Annotated in this window: 15 protein-coding genes; 7 read left to right on the forward strand and 8 right to left on the reverse strand. The window is 64.9% G+C overall.

Annotation, left to right across the window (positions count from 1 at the left end; translation table 11 throughout):
* Nucleotides 1–605 precede the first annotated feature (605 nt).
* Nucleotides 606–974: a hypothetical protein gene (locus JQ591_RS33540; RefSeq protein WP_211400249.1), complete on the reverse strand. Its 369-nt coding sequence runs from the start codon at nucleotides 972–974 to the stop codon at nucleotides 606–608.
* A 347-nt stretch (nucleotides 975–1,321) separates the two neighbouring features.
* On the opposite strand from JQ591_RS33540, the gene bamA reads away from it, so the two are divergent.
* Nucleotides 1,322–3,802, forward strand: coding sequence for an outer membrane protein assembly factor BamA (gene bamA, locus JQ591_RS33545; RefSeq protein ID WP_211400328.1), 2,481 nt, complete (start codon nucleotides 1,322–1,324; stop codon nucleotides 3,800–3,802).
* A gap of 60 nt (nucleotides 3,803–3,862) precedes the next feature.
* On the opposite strand, the gene JQ591_RS33550 is transcribed toward bamA, so the two are convergent.
* The 6 genes from JQ591_RS33550 to JQ591_RS33575 all read right to left on the reverse strand — a co-directional run bounded on the left by JQ591_RS33550 (nucleotide 3,863) and on the right by JQ591_RS33575 (nucleotide 9,850).
* Complete coding sequence (locus JQ591_RS33550; RefSeq protein WP_211400250.1) at nucleotides 3,863–5,095, reverse strand: Zn-dependent hydrolase; 1,233 nt, start codon at nucleotides 5,093–5,095, stop codon at nucleotides 3,863–3,865.
* A complete protein-coding gene (locus JQ591_RS33555; RefSeq protein WP_211400251.1) occupies nucleotides 5,088–5,873 on the reverse strand; it encodes an ABC transporter ATP-binding protein in 786 nt (261 codons plus the stop codon). The genes JQ591_RS33550 and JQ591_RS33555 overlap by 8 nt, the downstream gene beginning before the upstream one ends.
* Complete coding sequence (locus tag JQ591_RS33560) at nucleotides 5,870–6,643, reverse strand: ABC transporter permease (protein WP_211400252.1); 774 nt, start codon at nucleotides 6,641–6,643, stop codon at nucleotides 5,870–5,872. Before JQ591_RS33560 ends, JQ591_RS33555 begins: the two co-directional genes overlap by 4 nt.
* Before the next feature lie 72 nt (nucleotides 6,644–6,715).
* Nucleotides 6,716–7,660, reverse strand: a complete 945-nt coding sequence (locus JQ591_RS33565) for an ABC transporter substrate-binding protein (protein WP_211400253.1) — start codon at nucleotides 7,658–7,660, stop codon at nucleotides 6,716–6,718.
* A 106-nt stretch (nucleotides 7,661–7,766) separates the two neighbouring features.
* Complete coding sequence (gene hutC, locus JQ591_RS33570) at nucleotides 7,767–8,495, reverse strand: histidine utilization repressor (protein ID WP_211400254.1); 729 nt, start codon at nucleotides 8,493–8,495, stop codon at nucleotides 7,767–7,769.
* The gene (locus JQ591_RS33575; protein WP_211400255.1) at nucleotides 8,492–9,850 is read right to left on the reverse strand and encodes a formimidoylglutamate deiminase; all 1,359 of its coding nucleotides are present in this window, start codon (nucleotides 9,848–9,850) and stop codon (nucleotides 8,492–8,494) included. Before JQ591_RS33575 ends, hutC begins: the two co-directional genes overlap by 4 nt.
* 99 nt (nucleotides 9,851–9,949) lie before the next feature.
* Between JQ591_RS33575 and hutI the strand changes: the two genes are divergently transcribed.
* From hutI to hutU, 3 genes are read left to right on the forward strand one after another with little or no spacing between them, the layout of a single operon-like run.
* Complete coding sequence (gene hutI, locus JQ591_RS33580; RefSeq protein WP_211400256.1) at nucleotides 9,950–11,164, forward strand: imidazolonepropionase; 1,215 nt, start codon at nucleotides 9,950–9,952, stop codon at nucleotides 11,162–11,164.
* Nucleotides 11,161–12,720: a histidine ammonia-lyase gene (gene hutH, locus JQ591_RS33585; protein WP_211400257.1), complete on the forward strand. Its 1,560-nt coding sequence runs from the start codon at nucleotides 11,161–11,163 to the stop codon at nucleotides 12,718–12,720. Before hutI ends, hutH begins: the two co-directional genes overlap by 4 nt.
* Nucleotides 12,721–12,733: 13 nt before the next feature.
* Complete coding sequence (gene hutU, locus JQ591_RS33590; protein ID WP_211400258.1) at nucleotides 12,734–14,404, forward strand: urocanate hydratase; 1,671 nt, start codon at nucleotides 12,734–12,736, stop codon at nucleotides 14,402–14,404.
* Nucleotides 14,405–14,410: 6 nt separating this feature from the next.
* Here the strand turns inward: hutU and JQ591_RS33595 are convergent, their stop codons facing one another.
* Nucleotides 14,411–15,031 (reverse strand): TetR/AcrR family transcriptional regulator, encoded by a 621-nt coding sequence (locus JQ591_RS33595; protein WP_211400259.1) that lies wholly within the window; start codon nucleotides 15,029–15,031, stop codon nucleotides 14,411–14,413.
* Nucleotides 15,032–15,285: 254 nt separating this feature from the next.
* Between JQ591_RS33595 and JQ591_RS33600 the strand changes: the two genes are divergently transcribed.
* Genes JQ591_RS33600 through JQ591_RS33610 form a run of 3 tightly spaced genes read left to right on the forward strand, consistent with a single transcriptional unit; the run spans nucleotide 15,286 to nucleotide 19,039 of the window.
* Nucleotides 15,286–16,146 (forward strand): FAD binding domain-containing protein, encoded by an 861-nt coding sequence (locus JQ591_RS33600; protein WP_211400260.1) that lies wholly within the window; start codon nucleotides 15,286–15,288, stop codon nucleotides 16,144–16,146.
* Nucleotides 16,143–16,667 (forward strand): (2Fe-2S)-binding protein, encoded by a 525-nt coding sequence (locus JQ591_RS33605; RefSeq protein WP_211400261.1) that lies wholly within the window; start codon nucleotides 16,143–16,145, stop codon nucleotides 16,665–16,667. The genes JQ591_RS33600 and JQ591_RS33605 overlap by 4 nt, the downstream gene beginning before the upstream one ends.
* Nucleotides 16,664–19,039: a xanthine dehydrogenase family protein molybdopterin-binding subunit gene (locus JQ591_RS33610; RefSeq protein WP_211400262.1), complete on the forward strand. Its 2,376-nt coding sequence runs from the start codon at nucleotides 16,664–16,666 to the stop codon at nucleotides 19,037–19,039. The genes JQ591_RS33605 and JQ591_RS33610 overlap by 4 nt, the downstream gene beginning before the upstream one ends.
* Nucleotides 19,040–19,044: the final 5 nt, after the last annotated feature.

The following is a 19,044-nucleotide window of genomic DNA, read 5'->3' on the forward strand; positions in this document are numbered from 1 at the left end:
GTCCAACCATCGCGCAGGGAAGGCCGAGTGATTGGCTACACCTGTATGCTGCTGTGCGGTTTTTCTGCGTGTGCTTTCGCGCAGCGGACCGCGGGTGCCAGCCGGCACCCGGCCTTCCCTGCGCCCTCTTGGCTTTGAGAGGGTGGAGCGACGAAGCAAAACTCGGGCGGATCGCGCCGCGAGAATGCGAAGCTGTGTCCGGAAAGCGTAGGATGGGTAGAGCCCTTGCGAAACCCATCATGTTTCCGCGTGGACGAGTGCGTGATGGGTTTCGCTTCGCTCTACCCATCCTACGAGTGCACTTGAGATGCCCGTTGGAGAATGACGACGATGCCCCTTGCTCCGTCATTGCGAGCACAGCGAAGCAATCCAGAATCCCTCCGCAGTGACAGTCTGGATTGCTTCGCTGCGCTCGCAATGACGATGTTGAGGCGGCGGTGCGCCTCACTCTCCTCCCGTGCCCCGGACGCAGCGCAGCGCCCTTGCGGTGCGCTGCTGAGCCGGGGCCCATGTCGCCACATTGTACCTTGTCGCCTTCTGGGTCCCGGCTCTGCGCTGCAACGCCAAGCGGCGCTGCAGCTTGTCCGGGACACGAGCGAGTTCGATCACCACGCAATCGGAATCTTCTGCGCAAATCCGCCCAGATCCGAGTCGGGGTTGAGGGGCTGGCGGTCGAGCGGCCGGTTGTTGTTGCCGCGAGCGAATGAGGTGCCGGGCGGCAGCGCGTAGTCGGTGAATTTGCGCTCGCCCGGCAGCACCTCGGTGCCTCCATCCAGCCAGGACCGTTTGCTCACATAGATGCGGGTGCCCGGACCGGACTGGTAGGAGCGGTTGGGACCGCGCGGACCGTAGTCGTAGACCGCGCTTTGTGTCGCTTGTTGTCGGTCGCGCTTGCCTGCCGTCGCGGCATGAGCGGAGAGGGTCGAGGCGAGGAGGGCGACCAGCACCGTTCTGGTCATGACAATCGCGTTCATCGGCAAATACCCCGTGCGAGTTCCTGATGCCGTCGCCTCTCGCACCAGCTCGAGCGCCTGTAAAGATTCGGACGTTGCGCGATGTTGCTGAACGTCCGTAGCGGCAAGCCGCGTGCGCGGCAGCTTCAATGTCGGTCAGTCGCCGCCGACAGCGCGCGGGGCCGTCGCGGCCGCGATGCCCACACGGCTGATCCACCAATCAAATTCAACGACCGGAAACAGTACAGCAATCTCAAAGCCACACCGCGGCCACAGCCGTTTCGTTTCAGAGCAGGTAGGTGTTCTTGAGGTGTGGAATGTCGTTTTTGCGGACCTGGTTTTTGCGGACCTGGCTGATCGTCGTGGTGATGAGCGGCATATCGATTGCAAGCTCACTTCCGCTTGCCCTGCTGCCGCAACCGGCGGCCGCGCAAGCGGTGGAGACGATCGTTGTCGAAGGCAACCGGCGCGTCGAGGCCGAGACGGTTCGCTCCTATTTCAGGCCAGGCCCCGGCGGCCGCCTCGACCAGCCCGCCATCGACGACGGCCTCAAGGCGTTGATCGGGACCGGCCTGTTCCAGGACGTCAGGATCAACCGCGGCCCCGGAGGCCGGATCGTCGTCTCCGTGGTGGAAAATGGCGTGATCGGTCGCATTGCCTTCGAGGGCAACAAGAAGATCAAGGACGAGCAGCTCTCGGCCGAGATCCAGTCCAAGCCGCGCGGGACCTTTTCGCGGGCGCTGGTGCAGTCCGACACGCTGCGCATCGCCGAGATCTATCGCCGTTCCGGCCGTTACGACGTTCGCGTCACGCCCGAGATCATCGAGCAGCCGAACAATCGCGTCGATCTCATCTTCACGGTCGAGGAAGGCGCCAAGACCGGCGTCAAATCGGTCGAGTTCATCGGCAACAGCGCCTTCTCGGCCTCACGCCTGCGCGACGTCATCAAGACGCATGAGAGCAATCTGCTCAGCTTCCTCGGCAGCAACGACATCTACGATCCCGACCGGGTCGAGGCCGACCGCGACCTGATCCGCCGCTTCTACCTCAAGAACGGCTTCGCCGACGTTCAGGTCGTCGCCGCGCTCACCGAATACGATCCGGACAAGAAGGGCTTCAACGTTACCTTCAAGATTGATGAAGGCCAGCAGTACCGTGTCGGTTCGGTCGATTTCCGCTCCAGCATTGCCAATTTCGACGCAGCATCGCTTCGCAACCTTTCGCGCGTCAATGTCGGCTCGCTCTACAACGTCGAATCGGTCGAGAAGTCGACCGAGGAGATGCAGATCGAGGCGTCGCGCCGCGGCTATTCCTTCGCCCTGGTGCGGCCGGGCGGAGACCGCAACTTCGAAGCGCACACGGTGTCCGTCGTGTTCAACATCGACGAGGGCCCGCGCACCTATATCGAGCGCATCAACCTCCGCGGCAACACCCGCACGCGCGACTACGTGATCCGGCGCGAATTCGACCTCTCCGAGGGCGATGCCTACAACCGCGCGCTGGTCGACCGTGCCGAGCGGCGCCTGAAGAATCTCGACTACTTCAAGAGCGTCAAGATCGCCACTGAGCCTGGATCTTCGAGCGACCGCGTGATCCTGATCGTCGACATGGAAGAGAAATCGACCGGCGACTTCTCGATCTCGGGCGGTTACTCTACGTCCGATGGTGCGCTGGCCGAAGTCTCGGTCTCCGAGCGCAATCTGCTCGGCAAGGGACTCTACGCCAAGGCCTCCGTCAGCTACGGCCAGTATTCGCGCGGCGTATCGCTGTCCTTTGTCGAGCCGTATCTGCTCGACTACCGGATGGCGCTCGGTTTCGACACTTATTGGAAGCAGCAGAAGTCGAACAGCTATACCAGCTACGGCACGACGACGCTGGGCTTCTCGCCGCGCATCGGCCTCTCATTGCGGGAGGATCTCTCGCTCCAGCTCCGCTACTCGCTCTATCAGCAGAGCATCACGCTCGCCAGCGCCTACAACAACTGCAACAACAACGCCGCGAGCACGTCGCTCGCCTACAACCCGACGCCGGCCTATATCAAGAACGTTCTGGGCGGCGCGGACCCGACCAACGCCACGGATTCGGGCGTCTATGGATATGGCTGTTACGGCGACGGCGAGTCGAGCCTGCCGGTCCGGAAAGAGCTGGCGAACGGCGCGACCTGGACTTCTGCGCTTGGCTATACGCTGAACTACAACACGCTCGACAACAACAAGAACCCGACGGACGGGTTGCTGGTCGACTTCCGGCAGGATTTCGCCGGCGTCGGCGGCGACGTCACCTATCTGAAGACGGCGCTGGACACGAAGTACTACACGCCGCTCGTCTCCGAGATCGTCAACGTCATCCATCTCCAGGGCGGTCTCCTCACCAAGCTCGGCAACCAGGATCTGCGCATGCTGGATCACTTCCAGATGGGGCCGAACCTCGTCCGCGGTTTCGCGTCCAACGGCATCGGGCCGCGCGATATCACCTATTGGAGCTTGGGCGCGAGTGGGGATGCGCTCGGCGGCACGAAATACTGGGGCGCGTCGATGGAGTTGCAGATGCCGTTCTGGTTCCTGCCCAAGGAGGTCGGCCTGAAGGGCGCGGTCTATGCCGATGCCGGCTCGCTCTGGGGTTACCAGGGGCCGACGTCGTGGACGGCCACCGGGGAGGTTAATACCAAGGCCTGTCCGACCTGCGGACTGCAATATGACGACGGCAATCTGGTGCGCTCGTCGGTCGGCGTCGGCCTGATCTGGGCCTCGCCGTTCGGGCCGCTGCGCTTCGACTACGCCGTGCCGATCACCAAAGGCAAATACGACATGGTCCAGGAATTCAGGTTCGGCGGCGGCACGTCGTTCTAGAGCATGATCCGGAAAAGTGTGCAGCGGTCTTCCGAAAGATCATGCGCAAAAAAATCGACGCTAGCCTCCGAGTATCCTCCGGCACGCGTCGACGAACACCTGGGCGCCGGTGACGATGTCGGCGTCGGCGGTGTTCTCGGTCCAGTGATGGCTGATGCCGCCGATCGACGGCACGAACAGCATGCCCGCGGGCATGACGGTCGCCAGCATCTGCGCGTCATGGCCGGCGCCGCTGGGCATGCGGACCGACCGTCCGCCGGCCAGGGCCTTGCTCGCGGCTTCGATCGCGTCCTGGATGCCCGCGTTCATCATGGCCGGCGCGCCGGTGCGCAGTTTTTCCACGGTGACGGTGCAGGGGCCGTTCGCGCTGACCTCATCCGCCATGCTCTGCAGCAGCTTTTCCAGCCGCGCGATGACGGAAGGATCGTCGTCTCGGATCTGAAACAGCATTTCGGCCGCACCCGGAATGATGCTCGGCGCGCCCGGATCGAGCGTGATGCGGCCGGTGGTCCAGACCGTGCGCGGGCCGCAGCTATCGGGGAAACGCTCGTCGATCGCGACGCAGAACTTTGCCAGCGCCAGCCCGGCATCCTTCCGTGCGGCCATGCGGGTGGTGCCGGCGTGATTCTGCGCACCGGTGAAATTGATCCGGTATTGCCAGATGCCGACGATGGAGGTGACGACGCCGACCGCAAGGCGACCGCTTTCGAGCGTGTCGCCCTGCTCGATATGCGCTTCCAGATATCCGACGTGCCGGCCCGGCTCGGCGACGATGCGCGGTCGTCCTGCGAGCCCCATGTCGGTGAGTGCCTCCCGCATGGTGCGGCCGCTGGTTCGGTCGCGTGCGGCGTCAATGTCGGCCTCGGTCACCTGCCCGACATAGGAGCGCGAACCGAGGAAGTGCCCAAAGTGTCCTTCCTCGTCGCACCAGGCGGCGACTTCGACCGCGCCTTTGAGCGAGGGATCGGCATTGAGCACGCGGGCCGCTTCGAGCGCGTAGACGACACCGAGTGGGCCGTCGAGCCAGCCGGCGTAGTTCTGGCTTTCGAGGTGCGATCCCGCGAGCAGCCTGGGTCCCGACTTTGCGCTGGTGCCAAAGACATTGCCGATGCCGTCGATCGCGGCGGAGAGGCCTGCGTCGGGCAGCTTCCGTACCAGCCAATCCAGCGAAAGCCTGTGCGGCTCGGAGAAGGTCGGCTTGTGCACGCCGCTCTTGTAGGCGCCGATGGCGCGGAGCGCATTGAGATCGGCGAGAACGCGTTCGCCGTTTGCGTGCGAAGAAGTGTCAGGCATGTTCGGCAACCTTCAACGCCTCGGTGCGGATCTCCTCGACCAGCCGTTCCTTCAACTGGACGAATTCGGGGGTGGTCTTGACCTTGTAGGAGCGCGGATGCGGCAGGTCCACATTGATCTCGGCCTTGATGCGGCCGGGGCGTGCGCTCATGACGATGACGCGGCTGCCAAGGAAGATCGCTTCCTCGATGTCGTGGGTCACGAACAGCACGGTCTTCTGGTCACGCTCCCAGATGCCGAGCAGCATTTCCTGCATCAGGGCGCGGGTCTGATTGTCGAGCGCGCCGAAGGGCTCGTCGAGCAGCAGGATCTTTGGATCATTGGCGAGCGCGCGGGCAATCGCCGTGCGCTGCTGCATGCCGCCGGAGAGCTGTTTCGGCCAATGGTTCTCGAAGCCGGACAGACCGACCTGGCGGATGAAGGCGTCGGCGATCTTGTTGCGCTCGTCCTGCGGCACCCCACGCTCGCGCAGGCCGAAGGCGATGTTCTCGCGCACGGTCAGCCAGGGAAACAGCGTGTAGGACTGGAACACCATGCCGCGGTCGGCACCCGGGCCGGTCACCTCGCGTCCATCGAGCACCACACGTCCGCCGGTCGGGCGATCGAGGCCGGCGACGATGCGAAGCAGCGTGGACTTGCCGCAGCCGGAAGGGCCGAGGATGGTGACGAAGTCGTTGTTGCCGATCACAAGATCGGTCGGCTCCAGCGCCCTGGTCGGAGCGTTGCCGTGGCGCGCGGGAAAGGTTCGCGAGACCTGTTCGATCTTGAGGGTCGTCATGCGAGCCTCCAGGGAAACAGCCACGCGTTGAACGCCTTGAACAGGAAGTCCGAGACGAGGCCGATCAGTCCGATCACGATGATGCCGAAGATGATCTGCCCGGTGTTGAGCAGCGCCTGGCTGTCGGTGATCATGTGGCCGATGCCAGAGGACGAGCCGATCAGCTCGGCGACGATGACATAGGTCCAGGCCCAGCCCAGCACCAGCCGCAGGATTTCAGCGATCTCCGGCGCGGAGGAGGGCAGTAGCACGCGGCGGATGATGCCGCGGTCGCTGGCCCCCAACGTATAGGCCGCCTCGACCAGATCGCGCCGCGTCGTGCCGACGGTCACCGCGATCATCAGGATGATCTGGAATACCGAGCCGATGAAGATGACGAGCAGCTTCTGCAGTTCGCCGATGCCGGCCCACAGGATCAGGAGCGGGATGAAGGCGGAGGCGGGCAAATAGCGCGCAAAGGAGACGAACGGTTCGAGGAAGGCCTCGACCGGCTTGTACGCGCCCATCAGCACGCCGAGTGGTATCGCGATGATCGCGGCGAGCACGAAGCCGCCGACAACGCGCCAGATCGTCATGCCGATGTCGAACAGGAAGCCCTGTTTGGTGATCAGATCGACGCCTTCCTGCACCATCGTCAGCGGGTTGGCGAGGAACACTTTCGACACGTGGCCGCCGAAGGTCGCCCAGGACCAGAGGGCAACGAACACCACGAAGAACGCAAGGCCGTAAGCCACGCGCTGCTTTGACGTCACAGGATCGAGGGGACGCATCAACGGTCTATCCGGGCGGTGAACAAGTTTACCGGCCCCGTGGTGAGACGGGGCCGGCGGCTCTCGAGAGACTTACTTGATGTAGCTCGCGTCAAAGAGATCCTCGACCTTCGGCGCGGCCTTGATGATGCCAATCTCCAGCAGGAGGTCGGCGGCCTCCTTGTTGAAGGTCAGGAAATCGCCGGCGAAGAATTTCTGGTTCGCAGCCTTGTCCTGCCAGCGCAGATACTTTGCCGAGTTGCCGAACGCCTCGCCGGTCTGCTTCACGTCGGCGCCCATGATCTCGTAGGCCTTGGCCTGGTCCTTGGCGATCATGTCGAGGGCCTCGAAATAGCTGTCGGCGAGCGCCTTGGCGGCCTTCGGGTTCTCGGTGAGGAATTTCGGCGTGCAGCCGAACGTGTCCATGACCATCGGATAGTCGAGCGTGGTCGCGATGATCTTGCCCTTGTCGGGTGCGGCACGAACCGTCGACAGATACGGCTCATAGGTCATCGCGGCATCGTTCTGGCCGGAGACGAAGGCCTGCGCGGCAGCGGCTGGCTCGAGGTTCACGACGGTGACGTCCTTCACCGACAGGCCGTTCTTCTTGAGCATCCAGGCCAGCGCGAAATAGGGCGAGGTGCCGGGCGCGGAAGCCGCGACCGTCTTGCCCTTCAGATCCTTGATCGCGGCGAGATCGTTGCGCACGGCCATGCCGTCGGCGCCAAAGCTCTTGTCGAGCTGGAAGATCTGCTTGGTCGCGACGCCGTTGGCGTTCCAGGAGATCCAGGTCTCGACGGTCGTTGCCGCGCACTGGACGTCACCGGAGGCGATCGCGAGATGGCGATCCTTCTGCGGAATCTTCTTGATGGTGACGTCGAGGCCGTTCTTCTTGAAGATGCCGGCTTCCTTCGCCAGGGTCAGCGGTGCGAAGCCGGTCCATCCGGAGATGCCGACGCCGACCTTGACGTCGTCGGCGAGCACGGGGGTGGAGACCGTAAGCGCAATGACTGTCGCAAATACTTTCGAACTACGCATGATTGTCGTCCTCTTGCCGATCGATGGATTGACGTCCTGTTGAACTTGGTCGGTCCTCATGGACCGCTGCCCGAAGCGTTGCACGATTTGTGCCGACATCGTCCTCTCAGCCTCCCTTGAATCGGGCGACAAGGCGGTGAGAGTCACCGGGATAGAGCAGGCGCACCGCGGTGATCGTGCGCGCGCTGCGCCAGGTGTAGCGGTCGATCACGAGGCAGGGTGCGCCGACGGCGATGTCGAGCGCTTCCGCCGTGCGATCGTCCGCAACGATAGCGCTGATCGTATGCTCGGCTTCTGTCCATGGAACATGGTGAAGCAGCCACGAGCCGGGTGGCTCACGCGAAAAATCCGCAGTCGCCGCATCCGGCACCGACGCCAGATCGATCAGCCTGTCCTCGACGGCGAAAGGAACGTTGTCGGCGCTGTGGCGGCAGTTGATCGCGACCACCTTGCCGGCCTTCTTGACGCCGAGGCGGTCACGGTCGGCCGCGGTTGCGGTACGGAGCTTGCGGCCGATGAGCTCGTAGCCGTAGCCGCGGCCGAGCGCGATGATCTCGGCGCGGATGTCGGCGATCTTGAGCACGGCAGATTGGTGTTGCGGCCGGCGAACGAAGGAGCCGGCACGGCGCCGCCGCTCGATCAGGTCGGCTTGTGCGAGCTCCGACAGCGCCTTGTTCACAGTCATGCGCGAGCAGCCGTAACGCGCGACCAGTTCGTGCTCGAACGGGATGCGATGCCCGGGCGGCCACTCCCCGGTCAGAATGCGCTTCTCGATATCGGCGCGAATCCGTTTATAGAGCGTCGGCTGGTCCGCCGCATCAGTAGCGAGACTCATGCAACGAGCCTCCGCACCGATGCGTTGAAATGTTCGCGCGCGGCCTGGCGCAGCCTGTGCCGGCCGCCTTCGACGACCTTGTCGCCGCCGGCCCAGACGCAATCGATCGCGCCGCTGCCCGCGGCAAAGATCCAGCCGTCGATGGCGGCGTCGCGCGCGCGCCCCGCCAGCGAGGGATGCGTGGTGTCGAGCGCGACGATGTCGGCGCGCGCACCTGGCGTGAGACCGACTGACATCTGTGCCAGTGCCCGCGCACCGCCTGCAAACGCATGATCGAACAGGGCGCGTCCCGTCGAGCGGCCTGCACCAGCAGAAAGCACGTTGCGCTCGCGGTGCTTGAGCCGTTGGCCATACTCGAGCTGGCGCAGCTCGTCGGCGACGCCGACCAGCACATTGGAATCCGTGCCGACGCCAAAGGCGCCGCCGGCACCGACGAATTCGCGGGCCGGGAAAATGCCATCGCCAAGGCTTGCCTCGGTGATGGGGCAGAGTCCGGCGACCGCGCCGGTCTTGGCGAACGCGTGGACTTCCTCCGCTGTGGTGTGGGTGGCGTGAATGAGGCACCAGCGCTGATCGACGGGCGCGTGCTCCAGCAGCCATTGCACCGGACGTCGTCCCGACCAGGCTAGGCAATCCTCGACTTCCTTCACCTGCTCGGCGGCATGAATGTGCACCGGGCCGCCGTCCGCGAGCGGAATGATCGCTGCAAGCTCGGCCGGCGTCACAGCGCGCAAGCTGTGCGGCGCGATGCCGATATTCGCGCCTGGCAATTGTTCGATCGCCTTGCGCGAAGCGGCCATCAGCGCGGAAAATTGATCAACCGTACAGATGAAGCGGCGCTGGCCGGCGTGCGGTGCTGTGCCCCCGAAGCCACCATGCGCATAAAAGCTCGGCAGCAGCGTAAGCCCGATTCCGGAAGTCTCGGCGGCCTGCGCGATGCGTGCGGCCATTTCGCCGATGTCGGCGTAGGGCGAGCCGTCGCGATCATGATGCAGATAATGGAATTCGCCGACGCGGGTAAAACCCTGCTCCAGCATCTCGACATAAAGCAGTGTCGCGACCGCTGCGACGTCGTCAGGTGTCATCGCCAGCGCGAAGCGATACATCGTCTCGCGCCAGGTCCAGAAGGTGTCGGTGCTATCGCCGCGCAGCTCTGCGAGACCAGCCATGCCGCGCTGGAACGCGTGGCTGTGCAGGCTCGCCAATCCCGGAAGCGCGATCTGGTGACGCTCGTCGCCGGCGGCCGCGGCCACGCCCGGCGTCACCTCGGCGATCGCGCCGGCGGTGATCACCACCTGCACGTCATTGGCCCAGCCCGAGGGCAGGAGCGCGGAGGCGAAATGCAGTCGTGTCATGTTTCCATGCCGGCTGGACAGAACCGCGACACGATTATATGTCTAGACATATAAGTCAAGCATCCCAGGGCGCAGGGGCATCCGCGAAGGGACAGTTGCATGGCAGAGCGCTTCGACCGGATCTGGCATAACGCCCGGCTCGCCACGATGCGGGCCGACCGTCCCGATCCCGGTGAGATCGAGCACGGCGTGATCGCGGCGCGCGGCGGCCGTATCGTCTATGCAGGTGCGCGGACCGATTTTCCGGCGAATGCCGATGCAGCCGACCGGATCGATTGCGAAGGGCGCTGGATTACGCCCGGTCTCGTCGATTGCCACACCCATCTGGTCTATGGCGGCAACCGCGCCCATGAATTCGAGCTGCGCCTGAAGGGCGCGAGCTACGAGGAGATCGCGCGCGCCGGCGGCGGCATCGTCTCGACGGTGGCCGCGACGCGCAAGGCAAGCGAGGCCGAACTCGTAGCACACGCGCTGCCGCGGCTCGATGCGCTGATTGGCGAGGGCGCCACCACGGTCGAGATCAAGTCCGGCTACGGGTTGGACACCGCGTCCGAGATGCGGCAGCTGGCCGCCGCGCGAAGCCTGGGCTGTCAGCGGTCGGTCGCGATCCGCACATCCTTCCTCGGCGCGCATGCGCTGCCGATCGAGGCGGAGGGCGACAAGGATCGCTACATCGATCTCGTCTGCAAGGAGATGTTGCCGGCGGTCGCAAAGGCCGGCCTCGCTGATGCCGTCGATGCCTTCATGGAGGGTATCGCATTCTCCGGGGAGCAGACGGCGCGGGTGTTCGAGACGGCGAGGCGGCTTGGACTGCCGGTCAAGCTGCATGCCGACCAGCTCTCGAACCTCGGCGGTGCCGCGCTCGCCGCACAATTCTCGGCGCTATCGGCCGATCACCTCGAACACACCGACGAAGCCGGTGCCGCTGCGATGGCAAAGGCTAAAACGGTGGCCGTGCTGCTGCCCGGCGCCTTCTACTTCATCCGCGAGACGCAAAAACCGCCGGTCGAGGCGTTCCGCAAGCACGGCGTTGCCATGGCGCTCGCGACCGATTGCAATCCCGGCAGCTCGCCGTTGACTTCGCTCCTGCTCGCAATGAACATGGGTGCGACGCTGTTCCGGATGACGGTGGCCGAGTGCCTTGCCGGTGTCACCCGCGAAGGTGCGCGAGCGCTCGGCGTGCTTGATGATACCGGCACGTTAGAGGCCGGCAAATGGTGCGACCTTGCGATATGGGACATCGAGCGCCCCGCCGAGCTGGTCTATCGCATCGGCTTCAATCCGCTGCACCGCCGGGTGTGGAGGGGACAGTGACGGAGCAGAGCGCGCCGATCGTTGTCAAGCCGGGAGCGGTCAGCCTCGATGATCTCGCGCGCGTGCTCGCAGGGCAATCAGTGCTACTCGATCCCGCGTTCTGGCCGCGCGTCGACGCGGCCGCGGAGATCGTTGCAAGGGCTGCACGAGCCGACGTTCCCGTCTACGGTATCAATACCGGTTTTGGAAAACTGGCCTCGAAGCGCATTCCGGCCGATCAGACCGCGCTGCTCCAGCGCAATCTCATCGTCTCGCATTGCTGCGGCGTCGGTGCGGCAACCCCCGAGCCGATCGTCCGCCTGATGATGGCGCTGAAGATCATCTCGCTCGGGCGCGGCGCCTCCGGCGTGCGCCGCGAGGTGATCGAGCAACTGCAGGCCATGCTGGCGCGGCGCGTCTATCCGCTGGTGCCGCAGCAAGGTTCGGTCGGTGCTTCCGGCGATCTCGCGCCGCTCGCGCATATGACTGCGGTCATGATCGGCGAAGGACAGGCGATCGTCGACGGCAAGATCGTATCGGGCAGCGAGGCGCTCGCAGCCGCCGGCGTCGTGCCGCTGACATTGGGGCCCAAGGAAGGGCTCGCGCTGATCAACGGCACGCAATTCTCCACCGCCTACGCCGTCTCCGGCGTGCTGCGCGCATTTGGCCTGGCCCGCGCCGCGCTCGTCACCGGCGCGCTGTCGGTCGATGCGGCGATGGCCTCGACGGCTCCGTTCCGCCCCGAGATCCAGGCGCTGCGCGGTCATTCCGGACAGATCGCGGCGGCGGCAACCCTGATGGCGCTGCTCGACGGCAGCGACATCCGCCTGTCGCATCTCGAAGGCGACGAGCGCGTGCAGGATCCCTATTGCCTGCGCTGCCAGCCGCAGGTCGCGGGCGCAGCGCTCGACCTGATCGTGCAGGCGGCGCGGACGCTGATCGTCGAGGCCAATGCCGTCACCGACAATCCGCTCGTGCTGGTCGAGACCGGCGAGATCGTCTCCGGCGGCAATTTCCACGCCGAGCCGGTGGCCTTTGCGGCGGATGCCATCGCGCTCGCGCTGTCGGAAATCGGTGCGATCAGCGAGCGGCGCATCGCGACGCTGGTCGATCCCGCGCTCAATTTCGGCCTGCCGCCGTTCCTGACGCCCGATCCCGGCATCAATTCGGGCTTCATGATCGCCGAGGTGACGGCGGCCGCGCTCTATGCCGAGAACAAGCAGCGCGCGGCCGCCTGCTCGATCGACTCGACGCCGACCAGTGCCAACCAGGAAGACCACGTCTCGATGGCCGCGCATGCTGCGCGACGCCTGTCCGACATGGCCGACAATCTCGCTGCCATCCTCGGCATCGAGCTGTTGGTCGCCGCCCAAGGCATCACGCTGCGCGCGCCGCATGCGACGAGCGCGCCGCTCGTTGCCGTCATTGCCGCACTGCGCGAGCAGGTGCCGGCGCTCGGCGCCGATCGCTACATGGCCGGCGATCTCGCCAAGGCTGCAGCGCTGGTCGAAGCCGACGCGCTGCCGGCTGCGGCGCTCGCCGTACTTTCAACTGGCCCGTTTCCGACGCTTGCCTGACGAGGTGTTCCGCATGAACCGCCGACTGGACAATGACCGCACCATCCGCGCGCCCCGCGGCAGCGAAATCAGTGCCAAGAGCTGGCTGACGGAAGCTCCCTTGCGCATGCTCATGAACAATCTCGATCCGGACGTTGCAGAACGTCCGAGCGAGCTCGTCGTCTATGGCGGCATCGGCCGTGCCGCGCGTGACTGGGAGAGCTTTGACCGGATCATTGCGGCCTTGCGCAAGCTCGAAGCCGACGAGACGCTGCTGATCCAGTCCGGCAAGCCGGTCGGCGTGTTCCGCACCCATGCCGACGCGCCGCGTGTCCTGATCGCGAACTCCAACCTCGTGCCGCACTGGGCGACGCTCGATCATTTCAACGAGCTCGATCGCAAGGGCCTGATGATGTACGGCCAGATGACGGCGGGTTCCTGGATCTATATCGGCAGCCAGGGCATCGTACAGGGTACCTACGAGACATTTGTCGAGATCGGGCGTCGCCATTATGACGGCAGCCTCGCCGGCAAATGGATTCTGACCGCCGGTCTTGGCGGCATGGGCGGCGCGCAGCCGCTGGCTGCGACCATGGCCGGGGCTTCGATGCTGGCGGTCGAATGCCAGCCGAGCCGCATCGAGATGCGTCTGCGCACCGGTTATCTCGATCGCCAAGCCGCAACGCTCGACGAAGCGCTCGCGATCATGGCGGAGGCGGCGAAGACGAAGAAAGCGGTCTCGGTCGGCCTGCTCGGCAATGCCGCGGAGATTTTTCCCGAACTGGTCCGCCGCGGCGTCAAGCCCGACATCGTCACCGACCAGACCAGCGCGCACGATCCGATCAACGGCTATTTGCCGAAGGGCTGGACACTCGCGGAGTGGGAAGCCAAGCGCGCCGCCGACCCCAAAGCCGTGGAGCGCGCCTCGAAAACCTCGATGGTCGAGCACGTTCAGGCCATGCTGGATTTCCATGCGCAAGGCATCCCGACGCTCGACTACGGCAACAACATCCGCCAGATGGCGCAGGACATGGGCCTGAAGAACGCCTTCGATTTTCCCGGCTTCGTCCCCGCCTATATCCGACCGTTGTTCTGCCGCGGCGTCGGGCCGTTCCGCTGGGCCGCGCTGTCGGGCGATCCCGAGGACATCTTCAAGACCGACGCCAAGGTCAAGGAGCTGATGCCTGACGACAAGCACCTGCACAATTGGCTCGACATGGCCAGGGAGCGCATCAAGTTCCAGGGCCTGCCGGCGCGGATCTGCTGGGTCGGGCTCGGTGATCGCGATCGCCTGGGCCTTGCCTTCAACGAGATGGTGGCGCGCGGCGAATTGAAGGCACCCATCGTGATCGGCCGCGATCATCTCGACAGCGGTTCGGTGGCGAGCCCCAACCGTGAGACCGAGGCAATGAAGGACGGATCGGACGCTGTGTCCGACTGGCCCTTGCTCAATGCGCTGCTCAATTGCGCCAGTGGCGCGACCTGGGTGTCGCTGCATCATGGCGGCGGCGTCGGTATCGGCTATTCCCAGCATGCCGGCATGGTGATCGTCGCCGACGGTACGCCGGAAGCGGCGAAGCGGATCGCGCGCGTGCTCTGGAACGATCCCGCCAGCGGCGTCATGCGCCACGCCGACGCGGGCTACGAGACCGCGATCGACTGCGCCCGCGACAAAGGGCTCGATCTGCCGAGCCTGGCGAAGTAGCCAGGCTCAGTCGCGCGCCAGGAGCCTCGGCATCGTCGTCTTCGCGCCGTCCATGAAAGACTGGACGGCATCGCGGACGATCGCGTCGAGATCGGCCGGGATCGGCGTTTCGTAGATGAATTTGCGGATGGCGAGATAGAAAATGCGGCCGTGCAGGCCCCAGAACAGCTCGGTCTCGCGCTCGCCGAGCGGATGTGCCTTTGCTTCGGGCAGTTTCAGGTCGTGGCGCAGCTCGCCGGCCGCCGGCTCGATGATCTCGCGCCTGATGATGTCGAGATAGCGGCCGGTGATGCCGAACGACTTCATGCCGGAGAAGACGAAGATCCGCACCCAATTGTACTCGAACACGCGTTCGACATAGTCGAGATAGAAGCGCGTCAGCCGCGCCTCCAGCGACAGCGAGCGGTCGCGGATCATCGGACCCCAATCGGGCGACCAGCGGCTGAGATAAACCTCCTGGTAGACACGCTCGATCAGCGCTTCCTTGCTCGGGAAGTGGCGATAGATCGCGGAGTGCGTGATGCCCATGCGCTTGGCGAGCTCGCGCGTCTGCCCCTCGAAGCCGCGCTCAGCAAAAAATCGAATCGCCTCGTCCAGGATTGCGCGCTCGCGGTCGGCCGCACGCATGTTGCGGCGTCTTGGCGCGGACTTGCTGCCTGTCCCGGTCCGCCTACGAACCGGTCGCTTCGCCGTTTTCTGCGCTTTTCGGGCCATCTCGTCGCTAAATCGCACGTCCAGTCGTCTTCATAGCCCAAGGCGCATTTGTAACCAAATGGTCATTTCCTGTTGACCGGCTTCTGACGGCGTGTCAGGATTTTGAGACCAGATGGTTACAAATCTGGCGTCCTGGCTGATGAGCCGAGGGATCTGAGGAAACGGCGGTGAAGGCGAGGGCTTTCAGCTATTTTCGCGCTGCGACGATCGACCAGGCGCTGGACGCTCACGCGCGCGCCGGCGACGACGCGCGTTTCATTGCCGGCGGCCAGAGTCTCGTGCCGGCGTTGTCGCTACGGCTGCAGGCGCCACGGCTGCTGATCGATATTACGCGCATTGGCGAGCTGCGCGGCGTCAGGCGTGAAGGCGGATTCCTGCGTATCGGTGCGCTTACTCGCCATTGCGAGATGCTGAGCGAGCCGCTGATCGCCGAGTTCGCGCCGCTGTTGCATGCGGCTGCGCCCTTCATCGCCCATCCCGCGATCCGCAACCGCGGCACGTTCGGCGGCAGTGTCGCGCAAGCCGATCCGGCTTCCGAATTTCCGGCGATGACGCTGGCTCTCGACGCCGAGATCGAGATCATCGGCCCTTCCGGCAGCCGGCGCGTCAAGGCCGACGACTTCTTCGTCGACCTGTTCGAGACGGCTTTGCAGCCCGGCGAACTGATCACCGCGGTCTTCGTCCCGCTGTTCAAGGCCGATCAGCGCTTTGCGTTTGACGAGTTGGCCCGGCGACGCGGGGACTATGCGCTGGTCGGTTGCGGCATGCTCGCGACCTGCACCGGCGAAATTATCGATGACATACGCATCTCGTTCTTTTCGGTCGGCAATACGCCGACGCGGGTGAAGGGAACGGAGGCTACGCTCATCGGCTCGAGCCTTGGCGCTGAGCGTATCGCCGCAGCGCAGGCGGCGCTCGCAAGTGATCTCGCGCCGCCGGACAGCGACGAGGTGCCGCCGGCGATGCGGCTGCATCTCGCCCGCGTTTTGCTCGGGCGCATGCTCGGACGTCTCGGAGAGGGCGCATGAGCGGCTTCGACGAATCCCTTCTGGGCGATGCGGACGAGACCGTGCGTGTTCGCTTCGTCGTCAATGGCCGCAAGGTCGCCTGTGAGGTCGCGCCGCGCGAGACGCTGGTCGATTGCCTGCGCAACGCGCTCGAGCTGACCGGCACGCATGCCGGCTGCGAGATGGGCGCCTGCGGCGCGTGTCTCGTGCAGCTCGACGGCCGCGCCGTGCACTCCTGCCTGATGTTCGCAGTGCAGGCTGACGGCGCCAGGATCGACACGATCGAAGGGTTCACCGAGAGCGGCGTGATCGCCGACCTCCAGGCCGAATTCCACCGCCGCAACGCTCTGCAATGCGGCTTTTGCACGCCGGGCATGCTGGTCAGCGCGCACGAACTCCTTTCGCAGGTGACGCGGCCCAGCCGCGACGAAATTCGCGACGCGCTGTCGGGCAATTACTGCCGCTGCACCGGTTATGAAGCGATCGTCGATGCCATCGACGCCGTGGCAAGAGCGCGCAGCGAAAGCGGAGGCGCGACATGAGCGCGCCGCTGACTTCGCTCGACCGCCCGAATTCCTATATCGGCCGCTCCGTGCCGCGCCCGAACGCCAAGCGGCTGCTCGCCGGGCGCGGGCGCTATGTCAGCGACCTCCGGCTGCCGCGCATGCTGTATGCCGCGTTCCTGCGCAGCCCGCATGCGCATGCGAAGATCATCTCGATCGATGCCGAGCAGGCGCGCGCGCTCGAAGGCGTGCATCTCGTCGCGACCGGTGCCGATCTCGCAAAGATCTGCACGTCCTGGACCGGCACGCTCGACCATTTCAAGGGAATGACCTCGACACCGCAATTGCCGCTGCCGCTGGACCGCGTGGTCTGGGCCGGGCAGGCGGTGGTTGCGGTCGTTGCCGAGAGCCGTGCGATCGCCGAGGATGCGCTGGAACTGATCGAGATCGACTACGAGGACCTTCCCGTCGTCGCCGATATCGACAGCGCGCGTGAGGCCGGTGGGCCGCTGATCAATCCCGGCAATGCCAACAACGTCTGCTTCCGCAGCCAGCTCGACAGCGGCAGCGTCGACGACGCCTTTGCGCATGCGGCCCATGTGGTGGAAGAGGAATTCTGCTTCGGACGCCATACGGCTGTGACGCTGGAGCCGCGCGCCATCGTCGCCGATTACGATCCCGCAGCCGGTGCGCTCACCGTGCATCATGCGACACAGACGCCGTATCAGTTCCAGGACCTCTATTCGCGCCACTACGGCATCCCAGAGGCCCGCGTTCGCGTGATCGCGACCGACATCGGCGGCTCCTTCGGGATGAAGCTGCATGTCTATCACGAGGACATGGCTGTGGTCGGCCTCTCGATCCTGCTCGGCCGTCCCGTCAAATACGTCGCCGACCGCATCGAGTCCTTCGTCTCCGACATCCACGCCCGCGACCACCGCGTCCGCGCCCGGATGGCGCTTGATGCCAAGGGCGAAATCCTCGCGATGGACGTGCTGGACCTGACCGCGATCGGGGCGTTTTCGACCTATCCGCGGACAAGCGTGGTGGAGGGCAACCAGGTGATCCGCCTGATGGGCGCGCCTTACCGCTTCAAGAACTATCGCGCGACGCTCGAGGTGATCTTTCAGAACAAGGTGCAGACCAGCCAGTATCGCGCCGTCGGCCATCCCATCGCCTGCGCCGTCACGGAGCGGTTGGTCGACATGGCCGCGGCGAAGGTCGGTCTCGATCCCTTCGCCATCCGCGCGCAGAATTTGATCGCCGATGATGCCTACCCGCAGACCTCGCCGACCGGCTACCGTTTCGAGGCGCTGTCGCATCAGGCCTGCCTGAAGCGGCTGCACGCGATCATGGATTATGACGCGCTGCGCGCCGAGCAGGCGGAGTTGCGCAAGGCTGGCATCTATCGCGGGATCGGCATCGCGGCCTTTGTCGAGATTACCAATCCAAGCCCCGCGTTCTATGGCGTCGGCGGCGCCCGTATCTCCTCGCAGGACGGTGCGATCCTCAGCCTGACGCCATCAGGCGAGGTGCGCTGCCTGATCTCGGTCACCGAGCAGGGGCAGGGCACCGAGGCGATCATCAGCCAGATCGTGGCGGATCAGCTCGGCCTTGCGCAGGAGCATGTCAAGGTCATCACTGGCGATACCGAGGTGACGCCGCATGGCGGTGCCACCTGGGCCTGCCGCGGCGCCGGCATCGGCGGCGAGACCGCGCTCCAGGCCACGCGCGCGCTCAAGCGCAACATCCTGGAAATCGCCGCGCTCATCCTCCAGGAGCAACCATCGGCACTCGACATCATCAATGGCGAGGTCGTCGACGCTGGCACGGGAAATCAGCGGATGCCGATTTCCGAGATCGCGCGCATTGCCTATTTCCGTTCCGATACGCTGCCGCCAGGCACGCAGGCCCAGCTCACCGTGAGCCATCATTTCGCCCCGCAGGGCTATCCTTTCGCCTTCACCAACGGCATCCAGGGCTGTTCGCTGGAGGTCGACGTCGAGACCGGCTTCATCAAGGTGTTGAAGCATTTCATCGTCGAGGATTGTGGCCGGGTCATCAATCCGATGCTGGTGGACGAGCAGCTCCGCGGCGGCATCGTGCAAGGACTGGGCGCGGCACTGTTCGAGGAATGCCGCTACAGCGAGACCGGCCAGCTCGTGAACGGCTCGCTCGCCGACTACCTCGTCCCGATGCCGATGGAGATGCCTGACATCGTCATCGCCCATGTCGAGACACCGACCGCCGACACCGAGCTCGGCGCCAAGGGATGCGGCGAGGCGGGGACGGCGGCGGCGTCGGCCTGTGTGCTCAACGCCGTCAACGATGCGCTCTTACCGTTCGATGCGACGATCAATTCCATCCCGATCACGCCCGCAAAAGTCCTGAAAGCCCTGAAGCGATTCTAGAAAAA

The organism is Bradyrhizobium canariense (assembly GCF_018130465.1).
Classification (GTDB): Bacteria; Pseudomonadota; Alphaproteobacteria; order Rhizobiales; family Xanthobacteraceae; genus Bradyrhizobium; species Bradyrhizobium canariense_C.

Excerpts from the sequence above, each read along its gene's own strand:
- JQ591_RS33540 (WP_211400249.1), bottom strand. The coding sequence starts at position 974 with ATGAACGCGATTGTCATGACCAGAACGGTGCTGGTCGCCCTCCTCGCC.
- bamA (WP_211400328.1), top strand. The coding sequence starts at position 1,322 with ATGAGCGGCATATCGATTGCAAGCTCACTTCCGCTTGCCCTGCTGCCG.
- JQ591_RS33550 (WP_211400250.1), bottom strand. The coding sequence starts at position 5,095 with ATGCCTGACACTTCTTCGCACGCAAACGGCGAACGCGTTCTCGCCGAT.
- JQ591_RS33555 (WP_211400251.1), bottom strand. The coding sequence starts at position 5,873 with ATGACGACCCTCAAGATCGAACAGGTCTCGCGAACCTTTCCCGCGCGC.
- JQ591_RS33560 (WP_211400252.1), bottom strand. The coding sequence starts at position 6,643 with ATGCGTCCCCTCGATCCTGTGACGTCAAAGCAGCGCGTGGCTTACGGC.
- JQ591_RS33565 (WP_211400253.1), bottom strand. The coding sequence starts at position 7,660 with ATGCGTAGTTCGAAAGTATTTGCGACAGTCATTGCGCTTACGGTCTCC.
- hutC (WP_211400254.1), bottom strand. The coding sequence starts at position 8,495 with ATGAGTCTCGCTACTGATGCGGCGGACCAGCCGACGCTCTATAAACGG.
- JQ591_RS33575 (WP_211400255.1), bottom strand. The coding sequence starts at position 9,850 with ATGACACGACTGCATTTCGCCTCCGCGCTCCTGCCCTCGGGCTGGGCC.
- hutI (WP_211400256.1), top strand. The coding sequence starts at position 9,950 with ATGGCAGAGCGCTTCGACCGGATCTGGCATAACGCCCGGCTCGCCACG.
- hutU (WP_211400258.1), top strand. The coding sequence starts at position 12,734 with ATGAACCGCCGACTGGACAATGACCGCACCATCCGCGCGCCCCGCGGC.
- JQ591_RS33595 (WP_211400259.1), bottom strand. The coding sequence starts at position 15,031 with ATGCGTGCGGCCGACCGCGAGCGCGCAATCCTGGACGAGGCGATTCGA.
- JQ591_RS33605 (WP_211400261.1), top strand. The coding sequence starts at position 16,143 with ATGAGCGGCTTCGACGAATCCCTTCTGGGCGATGCGGACGAGACCGTG.
- JQ591_RS33610 (WP_211400262.1), top strand. The coding sequence starts at position 16,664 with ATGAGCGCGCCGCTGACTTCGCTCGACCGCCCGAATTCCTATATCGGC.